19 protein-coding genes are annotated in these 23461 nt (G+C 43.9%); 8 read left to right on the top strand and 11 right to left on the bottom strand.

Annotated elements, in window-relative coordinates:
• The first annotated feature begins 23 nt into the window (after positions 1 to 23).
• From MHO82_RS17325 to MHO82_RS17315, 3 genes are all read left to right on the top strand, one after another.
• Entirely contained in the window at positions 24 to 878 is an 855-nt protein-coding gene (locus tag MHO82_RS17325; RefSeq protein ID WP_239185753.1) for a GGDEF domain-containing protein, read from the top strand.
• Positions 879 to 963: 85 nt separating this feature from the next.
• Complete coding sequence (locus MHO82_RS17320; RefSeq protein ID WP_239185751.1) at positions 964 to 1167, top strand: YaeP family protein; 204 nt, start codon at positions 964 to 966, stop codon at positions 1165 to 1167.
• A 5-nt stretch (positions 1168 to 1172) separates the two neighbouring features.
• Entirely contained in the window at positions 1173 to 1361 is a 189-nt protein-coding gene (locus tag MHO82_RS17315) for a DUF4250 domain-containing protein (protein ID WP_239185749.1), read from the top strand.
• A 99-nt stretch (positions 1362 to 1460) separates the two neighbouring features.
• Here the strand turns inward: MHO82_RS17315 and MHO82_RS17310 are convergent, their stop codons facing one another.
• From MHO82_RS17310 to purL, 4 genes are all read right to left on the bottom strand, one after another.
• On the bottom strand, positions 1461 to 2810 hold the full coding sequence (locus MHO82_RS17310) for a sodium-dependent transporter (RefSeq protein WP_239185747.1): 1350 nt from the start codon (positions 2808 to 2810) through the stop codon (positions 1461 to 1463).
• A gap of 305 nt (positions 2811 to 3115) precedes the next feature.
• The gene (locus MHO82_RS17305) at positions 3116 to 3598 is read right to left on the bottom strand and encodes a GreA/GreB family elongation factor (protein WP_239185745.1); all 483 of its coding nucleotides are present in this window, start codon (positions 3596 to 3598) and stop codon (positions 3116 to 3118) included.
• A 98-nt stretch (positions 3599 to 3696) separates the two neighbouring features.
• Positions 3697 to 4008, bottom strand: a complete 312-nt coding sequence (locus MHO82_RS17300) for a DUF3622 domain-containing protein (RefSeq protein ID WP_239185743.1) — start codon at positions 4006 to 4008, stop codon at positions 3697 to 3699.
• Between the two features lie 225 nt (positions 4009 to 4233).
• Complete coding sequence (purL, locus tag MHO82_RS17295) at positions 4234 to 8175, bottom strand: phosphoribosylformylglycinamidine synthase (RefSeq protein WP_239185741.1); 3942 nt, start codon at positions 8173 to 8175, stop codon at positions 4234 to 4236.
• 315 nt (positions 8176 to 8490) lie between these two features.
• On the opposite strand from purL, the gene mltF reads away from it, so the two are divergent.
• Together mltF and MHO82_RS17285 are read left to right on the top strand one after the other, a co-directional pair.
• Positions 8491 to 9993, top strand: a complete 1503-nt coding sequence (mltF, locus tag MHO82_RS17290) for a membrane-bound lytic murein transglycosylase MltF (RefSeq protein ID WP_239185792.1) — start codon at positions 8491 to 8493, stop codon at positions 9991 to 9993.
• Between the two features lie 285 nt (positions 9994 to 10278).
• The gene (locus MHO82_RS17285) at positions 10279 to 10425 is read left to right on the top strand and encodes a hypothetical protein (RefSeq protein ID WP_239185794.1); all 147 of its coding nucleotides are present in this window, start codon (positions 10279 to 10281) and stop codon (positions 10423 to 10425) included.
• Between the two features lie 97 nt (positions 10426 to 10522).
• Here the strand turns inward: MHO82_RS17285 and tadA are convergent, their stop codons facing one another.
• Positions 10523 to 11059 (bottom strand): tRNA adenosine(34) deaminase TadA, encoded by a 537-nt coding sequence (gene tadA, locus MHO82_RS17280; protein ID WP_343299974.1) that lies wholly within the window; start codon positions 11057 to 11059, stop codon positions 10523 to 10525.
• A gap of 170 nt (positions 11060 to 11229) precedes the next feature.
• A complete protein-coding gene (locus MHO82_RS17275) occupies positions 11230 to 12105 on the bottom strand; it encodes a LysR substrate-binding domain-containing protein (RefSeq protein ID WP_239185739.1) in 876 nt (291 codons plus the stop codon).
• A 218-nt stretch (positions 12106 to 12323) separates the two neighbouring features.
• Between MHO82_RS17275 and MHO82_RS17270 the strand changes: the two genes are divergently transcribed.
• Both MHO82_RS17270 and fghA read left to right on the top strand, forming a co-directional pair.
• Positions 12324 to 13454 (top strand): S-(hydroxymethyl)glutathione dehydrogenase/class III alcohol dehydrogenase, encoded by a 1131-nt coding sequence (locus tag MHO82_RS17270; RefSeq protein WP_239185737.1) that lies wholly within the window; start codon positions 12324 to 12326, stop codon positions 13452 to 13454.
• A 79-nt stretch (positions 13455 to 13533) separates the two neighbouring features.
• Complete coding sequence (gene fghA, locus MHO82_RS17265) at positions 13534 to 14385, top strand: S-formylglutathione hydrolase (RefSeq protein ID WP_239185735.1); 852 nt, start codon at positions 13534 to 13536, stop codon at positions 14383 to 14385.
• An 89-nt stretch (positions 14386 to 14474) separates the two neighbouring features.
• Here the strand turns inward: fghA and MHO82_RS17260 are convergent, their stop codons facing one another.
• From MHO82_RS17260 to guaB, 4 genes are all read right to left on the bottom strand, one after another.
• On the bottom strand, positions 14475 to 16031 hold the full coding sequence (locus MHO82_RS17260; RefSeq protein WP_239185733.1) for an AbgT family transporter: 1557 nt from the start codon (positions 16029 to 16031) through the stop codon (positions 14475 to 14477).
• A 421-nt stretch (positions 16032 to 16452) separates the two neighbouring features.
• Positions 16453 to 18012, bottom strand: a complete 1560-nt coding sequence (locus MHO82_RS17255) for an AbgT family transporter (protein WP_239185731.1) — start codon at positions 18010 to 18012, stop codon at positions 16453 to 16455.
• A gap of 367 nt (positions 18013 to 18379) precedes the next feature.
• Complete coding sequence (guaA, locus tag MHO82_RS17250) at positions 18380 to 19933, bottom strand: glutamine-hydrolyzing GMP synthase (RefSeq protein WP_239185729.1); 1554 nt, start codon at positions 19931 to 19933, stop codon at positions 18380 to 18382.
• 94 nt (positions 19934 to 20027) lie between these two features.
• Positions 20028 to 21494, bottom strand: a complete 1467-nt coding sequence (gene guaB / locus MHO82_RS17245; RefSeq protein ID WP_239185727.1) for an IMP dehydrogenase — start codon at positions 21492 to 21494, stop codon at positions 20028 to 20030.
• Between the two features lie 208 nt (positions 21495 to 21702).
• Between guaB and xseA the strand changes: the two genes are divergently transcribed.
• Complete coding sequence (xseA, locus tag MHO82_RS17240) at positions 21703 to 23034, top strand: exodeoxyribonuclease VII large subunit (RefSeq protein ID WP_239185724.1); 1332 nt, start codon at positions 21703 to 21705, stop codon at positions 23032 to 23034.
• Here the strand turns inward: xseA and MHO82_RS17235 are convergent.
• Positions 23031 to 23258, bottom strand: coding sequence for a zinc ribbon domain-containing protein (locus MHO82_RS17235; RefSeq protein WP_239185722.1), 228 nt, complete (start codon positions 23256 to 23258; stop codon positions 23031 to 23033). The two genes, xseA and MHO82_RS17235, sit on opposite strands and share 4 nt — an antisense overlap.
• Positions 23259 to 23461 lie beyond the last annotated feature (203 nt).

The raw sequence follows: 23461 nt of genomic DNA, 5'->3' as shown, positions 1-23461 counted from the left end.
CCTTAAAAATCATTGACTTTACTATGGACTCAGTGCTCTTGGAATTGCCCCTTTCAGCCGAAAGAAACACAAAACCCATTTCTATAAGTGCTGAACAAAAGTTACTGTTATTGCAAAAGCTGCAAGGCGTACTCGATCTTCGTCGTTTATTCGAAATCCTGATGGCTGAGACGTGCAAACAAATTGATGTCTCACATTTAGTTTGGGAATTAGATAGTACAAGCTTCGTGATCAAACGAGGTACGGCCACGCCATTTACACATACTTTCTCATTAAAACTGGGCAGTTTATCGCTCGGTTTATTGCAATACCATACCCCCTATAAGCTTGATGATGATGAAATCCATGTACTAAGAACCTATCACCAACTCTTTACTGGCCCACTAAGTACGGCCATTGAGTATCGCCGGGTAAAAAACCTTGCTATGAAAGATCACTTATCAGGACTGGGCAATCGAACCAGTTTTGAAAATGATATCCTTCATGCCATTGCCGTCTCTCAAAGGGAAGATATTGGCTTAGCCCTCCTTATGTTCGATCTGGATAACTTTAAGCAAGTCAATGACGAATACGGTCATCTTGATGGCGATAAAGTCATTTGCCGCTTTGCCCATATCATCAATAAAACCGTTCGCGCCTCTGATCGCTGTTACCGCCTTGGTGGCGATGAGTTTTGCATCATTATGCAACCAGCATCATTAAAGTCCGCTCATCGTGTCTCACATGAGATCTCAAATACGGTACAAGAAGACAGTTTCTTGAGCCAATTAAATATTGATACCTCCTTTGGTTTTGCCATGCATAAAATCGGAGACAGTAAGACTTCCCTATTTGAACGTGCCGATCGCCGTTTGTACAAAAATAAACGCGAAAAATAATACTGAGCCTTCCCTGATCTAAGATATTTTCTTTTTATTCCCGATGTGTATAGTTGATGACAGACACTTTGAATAAGGCAATAAAATGAAAGTTTATGATTGTTGTGAGTTAATTCGTGAAATCTATGCGCAAATCGGCAGTGGCGATCAAGGTTATATTCCTCAAGCTATTAGCTGTGCTTTAAAAACCTTTAATGATATTGCAGCCAATGAAACCCTACCTAAAGAGGTTCGTGAGCAAGCTGCTTTTGCCGCCGCTAACCTACTTATCTCTGATTTTGAGGATTAATTGCCATGAACTTAGCTAACTTCGAATCAATGGATCCAAACATGCTCATGAGCATCGTCAACATGAAACTTCGTGATGACTTTGGGGATCTGGACAATTTAGTCAAATATTTTGATATAGACAAACAAGCCCTGCTGGATAAATTAGCCTCTGCTGGATTTGAATACCTAGAAGAAGCCAAACAATTCCGTTAAAACACCTGCCCTCATCAACGCCATAAAGGCCACGAACATAAAAAACGGAAGCCATGATAGCTTCCGTTTTATTCAAATCATATAAACATTAAACCGTGGTTAGCCAAAAGAAGCCCAAATAACCGTGACCACTAACACCGGACAAACAAACTTCACGTAAACAGGCCATACTTTACCAAATAACCCCTGACGGAACTCTGGGCAACCCTGCTCTAGCTCTTTCATCTTAGCGTTACGGTTCCATACCCAGCCACCAAATAAGCAGAACATCAATGCTGCGATTGGTTGTAAGTACTGAGTGGCAATCATTGCAACTAAACCAAATAACTCACCAAAATTGAACACAATCACGATACTCAAGGCAGCAATCAAACCACCTAATACCCAGCTTGTTGGTGTACGCTTAGTCTCAAAACGCTCACTAACTAACGCCACTGGACATTCCAACATAGAAATAGAGGACGTCAGTGCAGCAATGGTCAGCAATAAGAAAAACACTATCGCAAACAGTTGGCCTAAAAAGCCTAAACTTTCAAACATTAACGGCAATACAGTAAACACTAAGGTGTCTGAGCTTAACAGTGAGCCATCTTTAGCGTAGATTTCGACCCCTTTTTGCATTGCTACAAACATGGCTGGCATAACAACCAATCCAGCAATAAAAGCTACCGCAGTATCAACAAGTGTCACACTCATTGCCATTTTAGGCAGATTTTCTTTTTTACTTAGGTAAGAGCCGTAAATCAGCATAGAACAGCCACCGATGGTCAGTGAGAAGAACCCTTGCCCCATAGCCGCTAAGATCAATTTACGATCAAACATCTTTTCAAAATCAGGGACTAAGTAGTGCTTTAGCCCTTCTACAGCCCCTTGTTGAGTCATGATGTAGATAAACAGCACACCAAACAAAACAAAAAGTGCTGGCATTAAACGGGTCGACCATTTTTCAATACCCTGCTTTACGCCACCTTGCACAATTAAAATGGTTAATACATAAAAGGTAATTGTGCCAAATAGGTTACGTTCAACGCTGAAACCTTTAAACCATTCGCTCGCCGCTGTCATACCAACAACATCAAAAATCGCACCAAGCAAAAAGCAAATTAACCAGCCACCCACAATACTATAAAATGCAAGAACTAAGCTTGGGACACTCAGGCCGATCCACCCGACTAAACCACCTACGGTTTTGCCCAAAGGGTTAGTCGTTAATGACTTCATACTATCCACTGGGTTCGCCTGACCATAACGGCCAATTGCCATCTCGACCACCAGCATAGGGAAAGCCACCACTAGGATCATAAAAAGATAAACCAGTAGAAAAGCGCCACCGCCATTACTGGCAGCTTGAGTTGGGAATCCCCAAATATTACCTAAACCAACAGCAGCACCTGCTGCAGCAAGAACAAAACCTATCCGAGACCCAAAATTTTCACGTTGACCATTCATACTGCTATCCATACTACTGCGACTGCCTATAAAACATTACTGATTACAACAAAGGGAACACCATGGTAAACACAGTGTATCAGCGAGCTAGTACATTAATACTTAATAAATAAAGAAGCAACCTAGACTGGTTAATCCATAATCAATCAATGAAATTAATTAATCAACAAACCGTAAAGATTTATATACAAAAAAGAAAAGAGAAAAAACAGATAGAAAAGGGAGGGCCAAGTAATGATAGGTAGAAGCAAACACTTTCAGCCTATCAAGCTTGGTTATTTACAAAAGCACAAGATCATTTAAATTTATAGCACAGAGATAACATCATACGTATGTTTTGAGTCACCAATACACAGCTCAACTTCATCATCCAATCGACTGCCCATCAGCGCTTTACCTAATGGGGAAGAGGGAGTGATCACCGTAATAGAATGATCATGATGCTCAATCTTTAAACCACCTGCCGCTGGGCCAATAAACAGGCATTGCTCCGAGTCCATCTCATCACCAATCACTACCAGCGTCCCCAATGCTACAGCCATATCTTCTGACGTTTCAGGTAAAGATAAGACTTTAAATGCCACTAAATCTGCATCACACTCAGCCACTCGCTGAGCTTGGCCATGTGCCAAATAGGCAGCTTCTAAGCCCAGTGTGTCGTATTGGTTTTCAGCAACATTTTCTTCATGAGTTGCCGTTTCACTCGCTTGAATCACCGCATTTACGGCAACCAATCGAACGGCTTCTAGTGCCTGAATTATTTGAGTAACAATGAGCTGCTTATCCATATTGTCCTGATTATTCGCATACAAAAAATAACGCCTTAACCATCCTATCAAATCGTTAAGGCGTCTATCTATTTAGAGCAATTTAAAAATCGGAAGATTTAATCTTCGTACTCATCTTCTTCAGCTTGGCGCGCTGCTTCATAGGCTGCTTTTTGCTCTGCTGCTTTTTCTTTTTTCAGTGCAATCACTTCTTCATTTGCACGGCGCTGCTCCGCTTTACGAGCATTACGCTCTGCTTGGTTCTTTGAAAATTCAACCAACTCTTTTTCTGCCCACTCTTTTGCTTCCGCTTCCGAAGCAAAACCAGCCTGCTTTTTAGAGACCATTGTTTTTCTTGATGTTACTTGTCTTACGATTTGTGCCGTCCAAGTGTCGCTTTTCTCTACTAAACGGTAATCAAACTTTGCCATTATCTTTTCCTAGAATTTTTTTAGGGGGTATGGAGGAGTTAAAATTCCATCTCACATCGGTACAAAAAACCGTCATCCCTTAATCATTGCCGCTATTAGAACACATTTAATCATAAATTAGTCATCTAATAGCGCTTACAACAAAAAAAACGGCAACCTCTCGGCTACCGTTCTATGCCAGCTTTTCACTACCGATGAGCATAAAACCCATCGAATGCAAATCACTTAACCAATATTAACGCGCGCGTTACGGAACATGCGCATCCATGGGCTGTCTTCATTCCAGTTTTCTGGATGCCATGAGTTTGCAACCGTGCGGAATACACGCTCTGGGTGCGGCATCATGATAGTCACGCGGCCATCAGTCGTTGTTAGACCGGTGATAGCGTTTGGCGAACCGTTCGGGTTGTTCGGGTATTGCTGAGTCGCATTACCGTGGTTATCTACGTAACGAACGGCAACCGTACCTGATGCTTCAATCGCTGCTAGGTGGTCAGCATCACGTACTTCTACGCGGCCTTCACCGTGAGACACTGCGATTGGCATGCGAGAACCCGCCATGCCGTCGAAGAATACAGAATCAGATTTCTGAACTTCTACTAGGCTAAAACGGGCTTCAAAACGCTCAGATTCGTTACGCACAAAGCGTGGCCACAGGTCTGCACCTGGGATCAGCTCTTTCAGGTTTGATAGCATCTGACAGCCGTTACACACACCTAGAGAGAAAGTATCTTCACGCTGGAAGAAGCCTTGGAACTGATTACGAGCTTGCTCGTTGAACAAGATAGATTTCGCCCAACCTTCACCCGCACCCAATACGTCACCGTAAGAGAAACCACCACAAGCAACTAGGCCTTGGTACTCTTCTAGAACCGCTTGACCTGTTAGGATGTCGCTCATGTGAATGTCCGTTGCTTCAAAGCCAGCACGGTCGAACGCTGCTGCCATTTCAACATGAGAGTTAACACCCTGCTCACGCAGAATTGCCATCTTAGGCTTGGCGCCAGTATTTACCATAGAGCCCGCGATGTAAGGCGCTGCAATGTCTTCGTTCACATCGAAGCTTAGTTTAACGTTCAGACCTGGGTCAGAGTTGTCTTTCTTCGCTTCATGCTCTTGGTCAGCACATGCTGGGTTATCACGTAGACCTTGCATCTTATGCGTAGTCTCAGCCCAGATAGTGCGTAGTTCTGTACGGTTACGCTCTAGAACCACTGTGTCACCAGAAGTGATCACTAGCTCGTCTGATACCTCAACAGAGCCAATTACGTGTGAACATGCTTCAAGACCATTTGCCGCTAGCGTTGAAAGTACAACATCTAGGTCGTCATTTTTAACCTGAAGTACTGCACCTAGCTCTTCATTAAATAGTGCTGCTAGCGCATCTTCGCCCTTCTCTTCAGAGTAAAGGTCTTCGATGTTTGCTTTCACACCACAGTGACCTGCAAATGCCATCTCAGCAAGAGTAACGAATAGACCACCGTCACCCTTATCGTGGTAAGCCACGACTTGGTCGTTCGCTACTAGAGTTTGAACGCCCTCGTAGAAACCTTTTAGCTGCGCTGCGTTGTCTACGTCTGCTGGCTTATCACCAAGCTGCTTGTAAACCTGTGCTAGTGCCGTTGCGCCTAGACGGTTTTGACCGTTGCCTAGGTCGATAAGTACGAGTGATGTGTCGCCTAGTCCCTCCAAGGTTTCAGGAGTGCGAAGCTGTGGAGTGATTGTCTTACGTACATCTTCAACACGTGCAAACGCAGTGATGATTAGAGATAGCGGAGAGGTTACTTCTTTCTGCTCGCCATTCTCTTCCCATTTGGTCTTCATCGACATTGAGTCTTTACCAACTGGGATAGTTAGGCCAAGCGCTGGACATAGCTCTTCACCCACTGCTTTCACTGCTTCGTAAAGACCTGCATCTTCACCTGGGTGGCCTGCTGGAGACATCCAGTTAGCAGACAGTTTAATGTGTTTGATATCACCGATGTTTGTCGCTGCGATGTTTGTGATTGCCTCACCTACCGCTAGACGAGCCGAAGCACCGAAGTCTAGTAGAGCAACTGGCGTACGCTCACCCATCGACATCGCTTCACCGTGGTAAGTGTCGTAGCTTGCTGCTGTTACTGCGCAGTTTGCTACTGGCACCTGCCAAGGGCCAACCATTTGGTCACGCGCCACTAGACCTGTCACCGTGCGGTCACCGATAGTGATAAGGAATGTTTTCTCTGCAACCGTTGGTAGACGTAGAACACGTTCTGCTGCTTCGTTTAACTCAATACCGTCACGGTTAACTGCTGGGTTGTTCGCTTTAAGTGTTTTTGCATCACGGTGCATTTTAGGCGTCTTGCCTAGAAGTACATCCATAGGCATGTCGATTGGCGTGTTGTCGAAGTGTGAATCTTCAAGTTTCAGTTCACGCTCTTCCGTTGCCACACCTACTACAGCGTATGGTGCGCGCTCACGCTTACAGATCGCATCGAATACTTCCATGTTCTCTGGCGCAACTGCCATTACATAACGTTCTTGAGATTCGTTACACCAGATCTCAAGTGGGCTCATGCCTGGTTCGTCGTTTGGTACGTCACGTAGTTGAAAGATACCACCACGTTCGCCATCGTCTACAAGCTCTGGAAGTGCGTTAGAGATACCGCCCGCGCCCACATCGTGGATGAATGCGATTGGGTTTTCTTCGCCAAGCTGCCAACAACGGTCGATCACTTCCTGACAGCGGCGCTCCATCTCTGGGTTCTCACGCTGTACTGAAGCAAAATCTAGATCTTCTGCTGATTGACCAGACGCCATTGAAGATGCCGCGCCCCCACCAAGGCCGATGTTCATTGCAGGACCACCAAGAACGATTAGGCTTGCACCGACAGGAATCTCTTTCTTCTGTACGTGCTCGTCACGGATGTTACCCATACCACCAGCAATCATGATTGGCTTGTGGTAACCACGAACTTCTTCACCTGCGTGAGAGTTTACTTTCTCTTCGTAAGTACGGAAGTAACCCAGTAGGTTTGGACGACCAAATTCGTTGTTGAACGCCGCACCACCTAGTGGGCCTTCGAGCATGATATCTAGAGCGTTAACGATGCGACCTGGCTTACCGAAGTCTGTTTCCCATGGCTGTTCAAAACCAGGAATACGTAGGTTAGATGTCGTGAAACCAACAAGACCTGCTTTTGGCTTACCACCGATACCCGTTGCGCCTTCGTCACGGATTTCACCGCCAGAACCAGTCGAAGCGCCTGGCCAAGGAGAGATAGCCGTTGGGTGGTTGTGCGTTTCCACCTTCATTAGGATGTGCGCTTTTTCTTGGTTGTAACCGTACTGGCGAGTTTCAGGGTTCGGGAAGAAACGACCTACATCAGAACCCACCATTACTGCTGCGTTATCTTTGTAAGCAGACAGCACGTTTTCTGGTGTGGTTTCGAAAGTGTTTTTGATCATCTTAAACAGAGACTTCTCTTGCTTAACGCCGTCGATAGTCCAGTCTGCATTGAAGATCTTGTGACGACAGTGCTCTGAGTTCGCCTGTGCAAACATCATTAGCTCGATGTCCGTTGGGTTACGATCTAGCTTGTTTACAAAGCTGTCGTATAGGTATTCAATTTCGTCATCTGCAAGAGCAAGACCTAGGGTAACGTTTGCGTTTTCAAGCGCAGCACGACCTCCATTGAGTAGGTCAACGTCTGCAACAGGTGCAGGCTCAGCAACTTGGAATAGTGCTGTTGCTGATTCAAAATCAGTGAAGATCACTTCCATCATGCGATCGTGAAGAATCGCTTTAAGCTCGACTAATTGAAGCCCTGTCAGTTCAGCAGAAGTTTCAATGTAATAAGCCGTACCACGCTCTAGACGAACCACTTTATCTAGACCACAGTTATTAGCAATGTCAGTCGATTTTGAAGACCAAGGCGAGATAGTGCCTGGACGAGGAGTAGCAAGCAGAAGAAGACCTTCTGGCTTGTGCTCTTCAATTGTTGGACCGTAAGTAAGAAGTTTTTCTAGTTTCTCAACTTCTTGATCATCTAGGTCTGCAGTTAGATCTGCAAAGTGCGCAAATTCAGCGTAAATGCCAGTTACAGGCAGGCCAAGTTCTCGACAAAGCTCTAAAAGCTTGTTAACACGAAATTCAGATAGAGCTGGGGAGCCACGAAAAATTCTCATGCGCTTAGGTCTCTTATGCAATTGATTAAGGTGATATTGGCCTAACTTCATACAAAATAAAGGTCACTTGCTCGACAACATAAAGCTACGTCAATCTCACCTTGGCTATTGCGGGCGTATTATAGGGCAAAAAAATTTGTGGCGTAATACCCAACGCAACCGTTTGCGTTATTTTTTTTAAATTTCTGCCATTCTCTAAAAAATTGTCGGTTTTTCGAGCTTTCACCCCTCATGGCTTTGCAGCGGGGATCGGCTTTGGTATAAAGGGCGCATAAAATAGATAGATGAGCATAAATGTTGAGTAGTTTTCGTCCGATGTCGTGGTTAAAGTGGTGTGTTGTTTTTGCCTTCTTTGGTTTTACCTTAACGGGTTGCCAGCTGGAATCTGAGCCAAAGTCGTTGTTGGATCAGATAAGAGAGCGAGGTGTATTACGCGTCGGCACGTTAAATAACCAACTTTCCTACTACATTGGTGCCGATGGCCCTACCGGCTTAGACTACGAATTAGCTCAGCGCTTTGCTGACAAACTCAATGTAAAACTGGAAATGAAGCCAGCTTATACTCTTTCAGGTTTGTTCCCTGCCCTTCAACGTAATGAAATCGACATAATTGCGGCAGGGCTTACTATCACACCACAACGGTTAAAGAAATTTCGACCAGGTCCTGCATATTATTATGTAAGCCAGCAAGTGGTTTATAAAGCGGGCCAGTGGCGACCTCGCAATATCAATAATCTACTGGAACAAGAGCAAAACGTAACGGTTGTTGCGGGCTCTAGCCATGAAGCTCATCTCTACGAACTCAAGAAACAATTCCCTGAATTAGAGTGGACAGCCAATACGAAGTTTGATGATGATGAGCTATTAAGGCAGGTAGCCAATGGGGAACTTTCTTACACTATCGCTGACTCTGTGGATATTTCACTGACTCAGCGTATCCACCCTGATCTAGCTGTGGCCTTTGAATTAACAGAAGATCAACCGATCGCGTGGTTCACCGCTCGTACTACTGATGACAGCCTGTACGGTTTGATCATCGAATTTTTTGGCAAGATCAAGCAATCAGGAAAGTTAGCTAAGTTAGAAGAAAAGTACTTTGGTCATGTCGACAGCTTTGATTATGTGGATACCCGAGCATTCATCCGAGCACTGGATAAAAAGCTGCCTCGTTGGGAATCCTTATTTAAAAAGTATGCCGATGAATTTGACTGGCGTTTACTGGCCGCCCTGTCCTATCAAGAATCCCATTGGAACCCGAAAGCCGTCTCTCCAACAGGGGTTCGTGGATTGATGATGTTAACGCTACCAACAGCAAAATCTGTGGGCGTAAAGAATCGACTCGATCCCGAACAAAGTATCCGCGGTGGTGCCGAATACTTACGTCGAACTTTAAAGCGGGTTCCTGATTCTATCAGCAAACATGAAAAAATCTGGTTTGCTCTTGCCTCCTACAATATTGGCTTTGGCCATATGATGGACGCCAGACGCCTCACTTTACGCCAAGGTGGAGACGCAAATTCATGGGCAGATGTAAAAGAACGCCTGCCATTACTGCGCAAACGTAAATATTACAAAGACACCCGTTATGGTTATGCCCGTGGTGACGAAGCCCAAAAATACGTGGAAAATATTCGCCGTTATTATCAAAGCATCATTGGCCACGAAAGTGCTCAGCTGGCGCAAGAGCGAAACGACACTGATCTCAATGTCGACGATATTAAAACGATTGAGGTAACTCTGCCTGAGGCCTCCCTTTCTGGAGCAGAACCAACCACGTCTGCAGACACAAAGAAGCTCAACTCCGTCGCTAAAAATTAGTTTTTTCTCTTCATCGACCTATGTCCTCAATTGTTATTCAGCTTAATAATGTTAAGTCTAATAATTGAGGAACATAGCCTCAGTGTGATGCTTGCCACACTTCACACTAACTGTTATAGATAGATCATCGTATTGTTTATGAAACGCGATCTACATCATTCCAATGACGTCACATTGCGGTAACAATCGAAACGTATAACTAAAACAGAGATCAACGAGATACTCGACCAGAGATCAATGGATGATCAAATTAATCAGCTATAAAATAAGTGGGGGATATGTACTATGTTCTCTAAGAAGAAAAAAGTACTCACACAATTTAAGAAAAAGATGGCAGCTTCAACTCGACGTAAACGTATGTTGTCGAATAACCACAAAAAAGTACTGTGGCGTCAACGAACTTATGTATTAACCGCCTTGGCTGACCAGTAACGTCATAAGCTAAAAACACAACGGCAAACAATGAAAGTGTCTTTGTTTGCCATAATCCTTTCCTAACTACCGATAATCAAGACTTCTTGATTTAAAGTTACTCCGACTCTTTATTTTCCTGCAAAGCTAATAAACGACGTCTTTCTAGTTTCTCTTGCTTTTTCTCGGCACGGCGGCGCTTAAAAAAGGCCTGTAGTTGCGCTCGGCATTCCTCTTCTAACAAGCCAGAGTCACTCATCACATGATGATTCACCGTATTATAACTCAGTAAATTCATGACGCTGCCCGCTGCGCCCGTTTTTAAATCACACGCACCAAAAATTACTTTTCCTACTCGACTGTGTACCATAGCACCAGCACACATTGGACAAGGTTCTAACGTCACGTACAGTGTCGTATCAAGTAACCGGTAATTTTCTAATTTTTTTCCAGCCTGACGTAATGCCATCATCTCGGCATGAGCTGTTGCATCGTGCTGACCAATAAGTCGATTCCAGCCTTCACCAACAATTTCTCCCTGATAAACCACCACAGCACCAACAGGTACTTCCCCTTCCGATTCTGCTATCGCAGCTAGCTCCATCGCTCTTTGCATGAACTGGCGATCTTGCTCCGTAAAAGAGTCAGGTTGAATATTCTCCTCAGATGAGGGATCGGTACATTTATCTATCACGGTGAATCCTGTTACGTTATGGTTGATACATCAGCCAACTGGGTCTATCGCGGCAAACTCAGTGCGCTAAAAACGGGCCAGATTATACCTACATTTTCTTTTGCAGAAAAAGTGCTCTAAAACCTTCGCCATCATTGACTCTCGAATTGCTCCCGCAAAAAATCTACTAACGATCGTACCTTAGTGGAAAGGTGACGGTTATGAGGGTACAGCGCCCAGATCCCTTCTTGCTCCTCACGATAAAGAGGTAGCAGCTCCACCAGCTCTCCAGACTCAATATGCTCTTCCACGTAATAATCTGGCAGCTGTACAATACCCAGCCCTTTTAACGCCGCGTCGGTTAATGCCGAACCACTGTTACAACGAATATTACCTTGAACCCGAACATTACGCTCTTTGCCCACTTCTCTAAAACGCCAGTAATCCATCGAACCTAATAAACAATTGTGCTGACTAAGCTCAGAAAGCGTATGAGGCTCCCCATGATCTTTCAAGTAACTGGGAGCAGCACACACATACAATTGCCGTGACGCTAACCTTTTTGCCATCATACTGGAATCATCCAAACGCCCAAGACGAATAGCTAAATCAACCCCTTGTTCAATCAAATCCAACTTTTGGTTCGTCAGTACTAACTGCAACTCTAACTGAGGGTATAAAGTCATGAACTGATTAAGCAGAGGAGCAATACGCTGCTCTCCATACGTAACAGGTGCCGTCACTTTTAACTTACCTTGAGGCACACTTTGCATGTTTGTGATCACACGTTCTGCTTGCTCTAAACCGTCAATTACTTGCCGACAATGCTGATAATACAACTGCCCTGCTTCGGTGACCGACACACGCCGTGTGGTTCGATTCAACAACTTCGTCGCCAATCGATTTTCTAATGCTGAGACCTTACGGCTAACCTGAGCTACGGATGTATTCAGCTTATTAGCCGCACTGGTAAAGCTTTCCGTTTCGGCCACCGCTACAAATTCTGATACGCCTTCCCAATTTGCCATTCTTACTTCATCTCATGATATTCATGCCACTATTATTACATATACGTAAAAATAATTTACAAAACCTAGGGATTATCATTGTTTAAAGGGTAAATATAATGGGTTCCATCAGACAAACACAGCATCTTCAACTAGAGTGAAATGTATTGTGTTACGTAATAAACCTCAGTGATGAATGAAACCTTTCCTTCATCTCATCGACTAGAATAGGAAAAACCATGACTGACCAATTTATCAAATCTAAAGCTGCTATTGCCTGGGGCCCAAACCAACCGCTTTCTGTTGAAGAAGTAGATGTCATGCTACCGCGAGCTGGTGAAGTTTTGGTTCGCATTGTCGCAACGGGCGTATGTCACACCGATGCATTCACTCTATCTGGTGATGATCCTGAAGGTATCTTCCCTTCTATTTTAGGCCATGAAGGTGGCGGTATTGTTGAACAGGTGGGTGAAGGGGTAACCAGTGTTGAAGTGGGTGATCACGTTATTCCTCTTTACACAGCAGAGTGCGGTGAATGTAAATTCTGTACATCAGGTAAAACAAACCTATGCCAAGCGGTTCGTGAAACCCAAGGTAAAGGATTAATGCCAGACGGTACCACCCGCTTTTACAAAGATGGCCAACCGATCTATCACTACATGGGTTGTTCAACTTTCTCTGAATACACGGTGCTACCCGAGATCTCTCTGGCCAAAGTAAACAAAGAAGCGCCATTAGAAGAAGTTTGTCTATTAGGCTGTGGTGTTACGACGGGTATGGGCGCAGTACTGAACACCGCTAAAGTAGAAAAAGGCGATACGGTAGCGATATTTGGTCTAGGTGGTATTGGCCTCTCGGCAATCATCGGTGCACAAATGGCGGGCGCAAGCCGAATCATTGGTGTTGATATTAATGAAAGTAAATACGAATTAGCGAAAAAGCTAGGTGCAACTGACTGCATCAACCCAAATGATTACGACAAACCAATCCAAGACGTGATTGTCGAAATGACCGATGGCGGTGTGGATTACTCATTTGAGTGTATCGGTAACGTAAACGTCATGCGATCTGCACTTGAGTGCTGTCATAAAGGCTGGGGCGAATCTGTCATCATTGGTGTTGCCGGTGCAGGCCAAGAGATCTCCACTCGCCCATTCCAGCTAGTTACTGGCCGTGTATGGCGTGGTTCTGCTTTCGGTGGTGTTAAAGGTCGCTCTGAGCTTCCAGAAATCGTAGAACGTTACATGGCAGGTGAATTTGCCCTAGATGACTTCATTACTCACACCATGGGCCTTGAAGACATTAATGAGTCGTTCGATCTTATGCACGAAGGCAAAAGCATCCGCTCTGTGATTCACTTTGATAAGTAAATCCAACCTAACTTAATCAACAACGCAGCCTTTACGCTGCGTTGTTTTTTAGCATTTATTTTGAGAAAGAAGACCAGGCATGACATTAGAAAACATCAGCAGTACCCGCAGTTTTGGGGGCTGGCACAAACAATATACCCATCGTTCATCAACCTTAAACTGCGACATGCGTTTTGCGGTGTTCCTACCACCACAAGCTAGTGCTAACCATAAGGTGCCCGTGCTTTACTGGTTATCTGGGCTCACTTGTACTGATGAAAACTTCATGCAAAAAGCAGGAGCTTTCCGTATGGCGGCAGAACTTGGCATGGCTATCGTTGCGCCAGACACTAGCCCACGCGGTGAAGGTGTGCCAAATGATCCAGAAGGCAGTTACGATTTTGGTCTAGGGGCAGGCTTTTATGTCAATGCAACACAGGCCCCATGGAACCGCCATTATCACATGTACGATTACGTGGTAAAAGAGCTGCCAAGCCTTATCGAAGCACACTTCCCTATCTCCGAAGAGCGTGCCATTGCAGGCCACAGCATGGGTGGACATGGCGCACTAACGATCGCTCTAAAAAATGAGGAACGATTTAGTTCTGTGTCGGCATTTAGCCCAATCGCCAACCCGATTCATTGCCCTTGGGGGAAAAAAGCTCTGGGTAATTATTTAGGAAATAACGTGGAAGTATGGAAAGAGTACGATGCTTCAGAGCTGCTAAAAGCCAAAAACACTTCGCTACCGATCTTGGTTGATCAAGGTGATGCGGATAATTTTTTAACAGAGCAGCTCAAACCAGAAGCCCTCATTGAAGCGGCCAAACAAAGCGGTACCGATTTAGAGCTCAGAATGCAGCCTGGCTATGATCACAGCTACTTCTTCATTGCGAGCTTTATTGACGATCACTTGCGATTCCATGCTCAACACTTTACGAGCAATGCTTAATAATACATGTAATCTCTTAATAAAAAGCCCAACATTCATGCTGGGCTTTTTTGTATTACTTAGATTATCAATTCAAAGCGTATTTGTTCTTAAAAGCCCAGTGGGATATTAAATGTAAAGAACGCAATCAGTACGGTTGTCCAAACCGTTAAGAACGCTAGAGAGTACGGTACCATCATCGCAATCACGTCACCAAACGTCAGCTCAGGTTTGTACTTACGCATGAAGGCTAAAATTACACCAGCATAACTCATCATCGGTGTAATGATATTAGTCGAAGAGTCTGCCACACGATACGCCGCTGCCACTAAATCCGGTGTCATGTTCGGGTTCACTTGGTACAACATTGGCACAAAAATAGGGCCAAGCAGCATCCACTTCGACGTTAAGCCACCCACAAAAATATTAATCAGAGCGGTTGTGATCACAAAACCAATGATCAATGCCGCAGGGAATTTTTGTAATCCTAAAGACTCTAACGACGACGCACCAAGGTAAGTAATGTACGTGCCTAATCCAGAGAAGCTCAGTAAAGCAAGGAAGTTATAACAGAAGAACGTCAGTACTAAGATATAGCCCATGGTATTCATTTGGGTCACCATGGCCTTAACAATATCTTGCAGTGATTTGAACTTACCAACCGCCACACCGTAGCAAATACCCACAATGGCAAACACCATCGCAATCAGCAAAATCACGTTATCAAGATACGGTGATACTTCACGGCCAGCCTCGTTAGTATACGTCGCTAATGGGCCTGTGGCTAAGCCATATACCGCCAACAAAGCAACAATCAAACCAACACCTGCTGCACGCAAACCACGTTGCTCTTCAGGTTTCACTTGGAAGTCATCAAGGTTCATGTCTTCTGGTAATTGATAAGACATTTTCTCTAAACGCGGTGCCACAAAGCGTTTGGTTACCCATGCACCTAAACCTGCTAAAAGGAAAGTAGACACAAAAATAAAGAAGTAGTGCATAGTCGCAGGGTTAAGTGGTTCACCTGCTCCATTTACAAATGGCACATTTTGAGATTCAGCAAAAATACGCGCATTTGCTCCAATCACAACATCCACAGGCGTGGCAGGGATCAAGTTAGCACTAAAACCAGCAGAGACACCAGCAAAAGCCGCCGCCATGCCAATCAGCGGGTTTTTACCTAGGCCGGCATACAACAAACCCGCTAATGGTACTAACACCAAGTAACCTGCATCGGTCGCAATCGAGCTCATGATGCCCAAAAACACAACAAGTAAAGGCAACCAACGATCGCTGATTTTTAGGCCTACTTTTTTAATCACAGCCGTCAATAAGCCTGAGTTTTCAGCAATACCTACACCGAGCATCACAATAAGAATAATACCCAATACACCATGGCCAAATGACAACCAGTTTGTCAGTAACGCATTATCAAACATCCAGCGTACATTTTCGGTATCCAGCATGTTCTTAATCGTGAATGTTACAGCATTGCCATCTGCACCCATGGTGTCAAATTGCAAACCACCGATAAGGCCCGTTAGAACCAACGAAAAAGTAAACAGAGAGATAAAAATGATGATTGGATCTGGTATTTTTTTTCCAGCACGTTCAATGAACGCGATAACACCTTTTTGCTTGGGGCTAGAAGCAATAGTTTCGCTCATAATCGCATTTCCTTACTACATCGATTAAGCAGAGTTTTTATAAGGCGCGAAAAACTAACAAATCAGATGTAACGAGTAAAATGTAAAACACCCAATACAAACAGGATATAAGACCATCATTCGATAACTAAACAGAATATAAACAAAACATTAAATTATCAAAATCGAACTAATAACTAACAAATAGTTAAAAATAAGCATATAACACCAAAATATAAAAGATGCAATTAATTGCTTATATTTACAAAGCAAATCAACAAATGAAAAATAATTCTCACGACAAATGGTTATAGGTTTTACTAATAAATACATTCGATGAAGTTATTCGTTACTATAACCAACAGGTTGACCTATTCCACAACAGTATAAAAAAGCCCCGCAGTGCGAGGCTTATTAGACAAACTATGTGCTTATTTAATTACTACATTGTATAAGTGTACGGAGCCTGAATACCCAATGGGATACCTAAAGCCCAGTAAGCCAGTAGGAAAATAGTCCAACCAATCAGCATTGCGATGGAGAATGGCATCATGAGAGAGGCTAGCGTACCAATACCCGTGGTTTTCACATAACGTTGGCAGTACACCACCACTAATGGGAAGAACACCATTAGCGGAGAGATGATGTTTGATACTGAATCCCCCACACGGTAAGCCGCTTGAGACAGCTCAGGAGAAATGCCCACTCCCATTAGCATTGGAACTAAGATCGGACCAATCAATGCCCATTTCGCTGATGCAGAACCGATCAATAAGTTGACCGATGCTGTCAGTAGAATCATTCCAACAATGGTCATTTGACCTGGCAAGTTCATCGCTTTCAGGAAGTCTGCGCCATACAAGGCTAACAAGGTACCAATGTTAGATTGGCTGAATGCCACTAAGAACTGCGCACAGAAGAACGACATCACCATGTAAGCACCCATGGTTCCCATGGTGTCTGACATCGCTTTAATCACATCATTACTAGACTTAAATGTGCCAGAAACACGGCCATATACGATACCAGGAATGATAAACAAGATGAAAATCAACGGCACGATAGACTTCATGAGTGGTGCTGTAAATGCAGTAATTTCACCTTCCGGAGAACGAAGTGGTGAATCTTCAGGGTAAATTGCAAAAACAAGCAGCGCAATACCCGCCATCATTGCCCAACCAGCCCATTTGAACGCACGGCTTTCAATTTCAGTAAAAGAGCCTAAATCTGGTGCCGTTTCAGCATCTTCATCGACAGGCGTACTTTTTAGGCGAGGTTCAATGATACGCTCAGTTACATACCAGCCAATACACACCACCAAAATAGACGATAAGCCCGTGAACATTAAGTTAGAAAGCGGGTTTACAATATATTCAGGATCAAGTACTTGTGCTGCCGTTTGAGTAAAACCGGCCAATAGTGGATCAATACCAGAAGGGATAAAGTTTGCCGAGAAACCACCAGATACACCCGCAAATGCCGCCGCAATACCCGCCAGAGGATGACGGCCAGCCGCATGGAAAATGATACCACCTAATGGAATAACTAAGACGTAGCCCGCATCAGCTGCTGTGTGAGACACAATAGCAACCAAAATCAGCATTGGCGTTAGAAGCTTCGCTGGTGTGAAGTTTAGCATCTTCTTTAAACCAGTTTGAATGAAGCCAGATGAATCGGCAACACCCACACCTAGCATAGCAACTAACACAATCCCTAACGGTGCAAAGCCTGTAAAAGTGGTCACCATATTGGCTAAAAAGCTGGCTAGTGCATCACCCGTTAATAGATTTTTTACAACAACTTCTTGTTGCGTTACTGGATGTACCAAGTCAAAACTTACTTGGGAAAGTAGAGCGGATAAGCCCCATACAATTAATAAACCCCAGAAAAATAACAGTGCAGGATCTGGGATTTTGTTTCCTGCTCTTTCAATAAAATTCAAAAAGCGATCCATACCGCTTTGCGACGGTTTTGGTGCTTTATCTATAGCTTGATTACTCATGGAAGCTCCACAAATGATGTTGTTGAAATGGGCATAGTAGTGATTATGAGGTTGCCCTACTCGCTCTTTATAGAGCGGAATCAATTGTAGATAAATTAATTACAAAAAGCATAAATAACCAACCAATTTTAAATGACTGGAACTATATTTTGTAAGAAATAAATAAATCAAAACAAATAAAAAACAAAATAAGAACAATCTTTATCAGTTTTGATTAACTTTCATCAAATTTATGAACATAAAACAAGGACAGGAATAAGTAAAGTAAGTTACTTATATATCAACAAGAATAACTGGGTTATAAAAAAGTTAATGCATATAAAAAAGGCCCCATTACGGAGCCTTTTGAGAGTCGGTTATGGGGCTATTATTCCCATTCGATAGTTGCAGGTGGCTTACCTGAAATATCGTAAACAACACGAGAAATGCCATCAACTTCGTTAATAATACGGTTAGAAACCTTACCTAGGAAGTCGTATGGTAGGTGCGCCCAGTGAGCAGTCATGAAGTCGATAGTTTCTACAGCACGTAGCGACACAACCCAATCGTACTTACGGCCATCGCCCATTACACCAACAGAGCGTACTGGTAGGAATACCGTGAACGCTTGAGACACTTTGTGGTAAAGATCAGCAGCGTGAAGCTCTTCGATGAAGATAGCATCAGCGCGACGTAGCAAGTCGCAGTATTCTTTCTTGATCTCACCAAGAACACGGACACCTAGACCAGGACCTGGGAATGGGTGGCGGTAAAGCATGTTGTATGGAAGACCTAGCTCTAGGCCGATCTTACGCACTTCATCTTTAAATAGCTCACGTAGTGGTTCAACAAGGCCCATTTCCATATCATCTGGAAGACCACCCACGTTATGGTGAGATTTAATTACGTGCGCTTTACCTGTCTTAGAAGCCGCAGACTCGATTACGTCTGGGTAGATAGTACCCTGCGCTAGCCATTTAGCATTCTTCAGTTTCTTAGACTCTTCATCGAAGATATCTACGAATACGTGACCGATGATCTTACGTTTCGCTTCAGGATCATTTTCACCTTTTAGTGCTTCTAGGAAACGATCTTCAGCGTTAACGTGGATGATGTTTAAGCCGAATTTATTCCCGAACATATCCATAACTTGCTCAGCTTCGTTCAGGCGAAGTAGGCCGTTATCTACGAATACACACGTTAGTTTGTCGCCGATTGCACGGTGAGCAAGCATCGCCACTACTGATGAATCAACACCACCAGATAGACCAAGGATAACCTCGTCGTCACCTACTTGTTCTTTAATACGTGCCACTGCATCTTCAATGATTGAAGCTGAAGTCCAAAGGCCTTCACAACCACATACATTAAGAACGAAGTTTTCTAGCATTTTCATGCCATTCTTAGTGTGCGTTACTTCTGGGTGGAATTGAACGCCGTAGTATTTCTTCTCTTCATTAGCCATCGCTGCGTATGGACAAGTGTCTGTTTCACCTGTTTTAACGAAGTCAGCTGGGATTTCTACCACCTTGTCACCGTGGCTCATCCACACATCTTGAGATGCTTCTAGATCAGCAAACAATGCAGATTCGCCCATTACTTTTACTGCTGCGTAGCCGAACTCACGCTCAGTAGATGTTGCTACTTTACCGCCAAGTTGCTCAGCCATGGTTTGCATGCCGTAGCAGATACCGAATACAGGAACCCCTGAATCAAATACGTACTGTGGAGCACGTGGCGAGTTCGCTTCTGTTACGCTTTCCGGACCACCAGATAAGATAATGCCATCTGGGTTAAATTCACGAATGTCAGACTCTTCAACATCCCAGCTCCATAGCTCACAGTAAACACCGATTTCACGGATACGACGCGCAACAAGCTGCGTGTACTGGGAACCAAAGTCCAAAATTAGAATGCGCTGATCATGAATATTTTTAGTCATTGTCGAATAATCTCAATAGTATTTTAAGAGGGAGTGGCCAGCACTCCCAATTTTTAAAGGCCGTATATAAAAACAAGAATCGTGATAGAAGCGATTAATCACCTAAACGGTAATTTGGTGCTTCTTTCGTGATTTGAACATCGTGTACATGAGACTCTTTCATACCAGCACCTGAGATACGTACAAATTCAGCTTTCGTACGCATAGCTTCAACAGTTGCAGATCCTGTTAGACCCATGCTTGAACGTAAACCACCCATTTGTTGGTGTACGATTTCTTTTAGGCGGCCTTTATAAGCGATACGGCCTTCAATACCTTCTGGTACCAATTTGTCCGCTGCATTATCAGACTGGAAATAACGATCCGATGAACCTTGAGACATGGCGCCTAAAGAACCCATGCCACGGTAAGCTTTATAAGAGCGACCGTTGTACAGAATCACTTCACCTGGTGCTTCTTCAGTACCTGCGAACATTGAGCCAACCATCACACACGATGCGCCAGCAACAATAGCTTTACAGATGTCACCAGAGAAGCGGATACCACCATCAGCAATAACTGGAATGCCATATTCGTTAGCCACTTCTGCAGCATCAGAAATAGCGGTAATTTGTGGAACGCCAACACCTGTAACAATACGAGTTGTACAGATTGAACCTGGGCCAATACCCACTTTAACAGCACTAACACCCGCTTCGATAAGCGCACGTGCACCAGCACCTGTTGCTACGTTTCCGCCAATGATATCTAGATCAGGGTACGCCGCTCGTGTTTCACGAATACGGTTTAAAACACCTTCAGAATGGCCATGTGAGGAGTCGATAAGAAGAACGTCAACGCCCGCTTCAACCAGAGCTTTAACACGCTCTTCGTTGCCAGCACCAGCACCTACTGCAGCACCTACACGCAGACTACCACGCTCATCTTTACAAGCGTTTGGTTTGCGTTCAGCTTTGTGGAAGTCTTTTGCTGTGATCATTCCAGTTAATTGGAATTCATCGTTAACTACTAATACTTTTTCAACGCGCGCTTCGTGCATTTTCTCTTGAACTTCTTCACGAGTTGCACCTTCTTTTACAGAAGCTAAACGCGATTTTGGTGTCATTACTACATCAACTTTCTTAGAAAGATCAGTAACAAATCGAACATCACGACCTGTAATAATACCAACAAGCTCATTGGTGTCAGTCACTACTGGGAAACCAGCAAAACCATGCTTCTCAGTTAACGCAACTACATCTGCAATTGTCGCATCAGGACTTACCGTAACAGGTTTTGAGACCACACCTGCTTCGAAAATCTTAACTTGATGGACCATTTCTGCTTGCTGCTCAATTGACATATTCTTGTGAATAAAGCCAATACCACCTTCTTGCGCCAGAGCGATTGCAAGGCGAGCTTCCGTAACAGTATCCATGGATGCTGAGATCATTGGGATATTTAGAGTAATGTTTTTTGTTAGCTGAGTGCGAAGATCAGCGGTGTTCGGAAGAACAGTTGAGTGTGCTGGGACGAGTAAAACGTCGTCAAAAGTTAAAGCTTCTTTTGCGATTCGTAGCATTTGCAATATCTCACAACAAAGGTGTTAAAAGGAATAAACCCAACTTTATCGTTTCGCATAATAAAGTGATTTGGATTTGATATTGCAGACGGATTATACGCACGGCGCAATCGGTTGACCACACATTTTTTCATTTTTAATTTGCATTTACCCCCTTGCTATGTATTATATTGCCGCTAATTCCTACACTCATGTCTAGGACATTCCTGTGCCTAACATTTCTAACGATCGTATTTTTACTGTCTCTCGCTTAAATGCAGAAGTCCGCTTATTACTTGAAAATGAAATGGGGATTGTGTGGCTAGTTGGTGAACTCTCCAACTTCTCAGCACCTGTTTCTGGACACTGGTACTTCACTCTTAAAGACTCTCGTGCACAAGTTAAATGCGCCATGTTTCGTGGTAATAACCGCCGAGTGACCTTTAAACCTGCCAATGGCAACCAAGTGTTAGTCAAAGCCCGCTTGTCTCTCTATGAACCTAGAGGTGACTATCAACTGATCATTGAAAGCATGCAGCCAGAAGGGGATGGTCGTCTACAGCAGCAGTTTGATCAATTAAAAATGTCATTGGCCGCAGAAGGCTTATTTGCGCAATCAAGTAAAAAACCACTGCCTGAAAACCCAATACGTGTGGGGATCATTACCTCTAAAACAGGTGCCGCACTGTTTGATATCCTAGATGTCCTTAAACGTCGAGATCCCAATTTGCCTGTGGTGATCTACCCAACCATGGTGCAAGGGAGCGATGCAGCGATCCTAATTGCCCAAGCCATAGGTCGTGCCAATAGTCGCCAAGAATGTGATGTGTTAATTGTTGGTCGCGGTGGAGGCTCATTAGAGGATCTGTGGTGCTTTAATGAAGAGATCGTCGCCCGTACGATCGCGGCCAGTGAAATTCCAATTGTCAGTGCGGTTGGCCATGAAGTCGATGTGACAATTGCAGACTTTGTTGCTGATGTCAGAGCTCCCACACCATCAGCCGCCGCAGAGCTGATCAGTCGGGATACCTCAGCACAAAGCCAAAAAATCACACAACGATCGCAACAATTGCAAAGCGGTATACGTCATTACTTGTCTGTGCAAAACGCTCGGCTACAACAACTGCAATTTAGATTGGAAAAACAACACCCTCAGCTGCAACTGAATCAACAAAGCCAACGATTAGATGATCTATCACAGCGTTTGCAAGCTGCTATGCACAGCCTATTAGCCAATCATAAACAACACATAGAAAAGCAACAATATAAGCTCAGCCTATATTCTCCTGAAAAGTCCTTGCAAATAAACCAAGCTAAGTTAACAGAGCAAAAAAGACGTTTATTAGATGCCATGGATAGACAATTACTGCAATCAAGGCATCAGCTAGCAATGGCGGCAGAAAAATTAGAAACAGTAAGCCCACTGGCAACACTAAACCGGGGCTACTCTATTACTCGCGATAAGAACAATCGCCTAGTCACGTCACACCAACAAATCCAAACTGGTGACACTTTAATCACAACCCTTGCTGACGGTGAGATCCGCTCTACTGTTAATTAAGCAGATTCCGATGGCTGAAATTCAACCTTCACTCTCGATTTGGATTTCAGTTCATTACACTCATTACAAAAGTAACTAGCAGAACCGCACGCCTGTAATTTATCCAATACTTTGTCGCAATCTGGGCAAAAGGCGATTTTTTTAAACTCTACTTGGCAAAAATCACAATGATAATGATCTTGTTGCCAACGTAATTCACTTTCACAACTTGGGCATGTGTTCATCGCGCTTTTCCTTATCCAGTAAGTCATCGTTTTTACTCACTAAATAATACCAGTATCTTTATTATCACTGGTGATACTACTACTGACTTTATTATAAAAAGTCATATTTCTATGATCAAAATCACTATCAATTCGCTTTCTATTGACCGTTATAAAACCAGCTTTAGAAGCAAATAACCGCTGTTTTTAATGACAAATAAAGC

It is taken from the genome of Vibrio sp. Of7-15 (genome assembly GCF_022347565.1).
Classification (GTDB): Bacteria; Pseudomonadota; Gammaproteobacteria; order Enterobacterales; family Vibrionaceae; genus NORP241.
The sequence above is the reverse complement of the archived record's forward strand: the minus strand, read 5'-3'. Positions and strand labels throughout refer to the sequence as shown.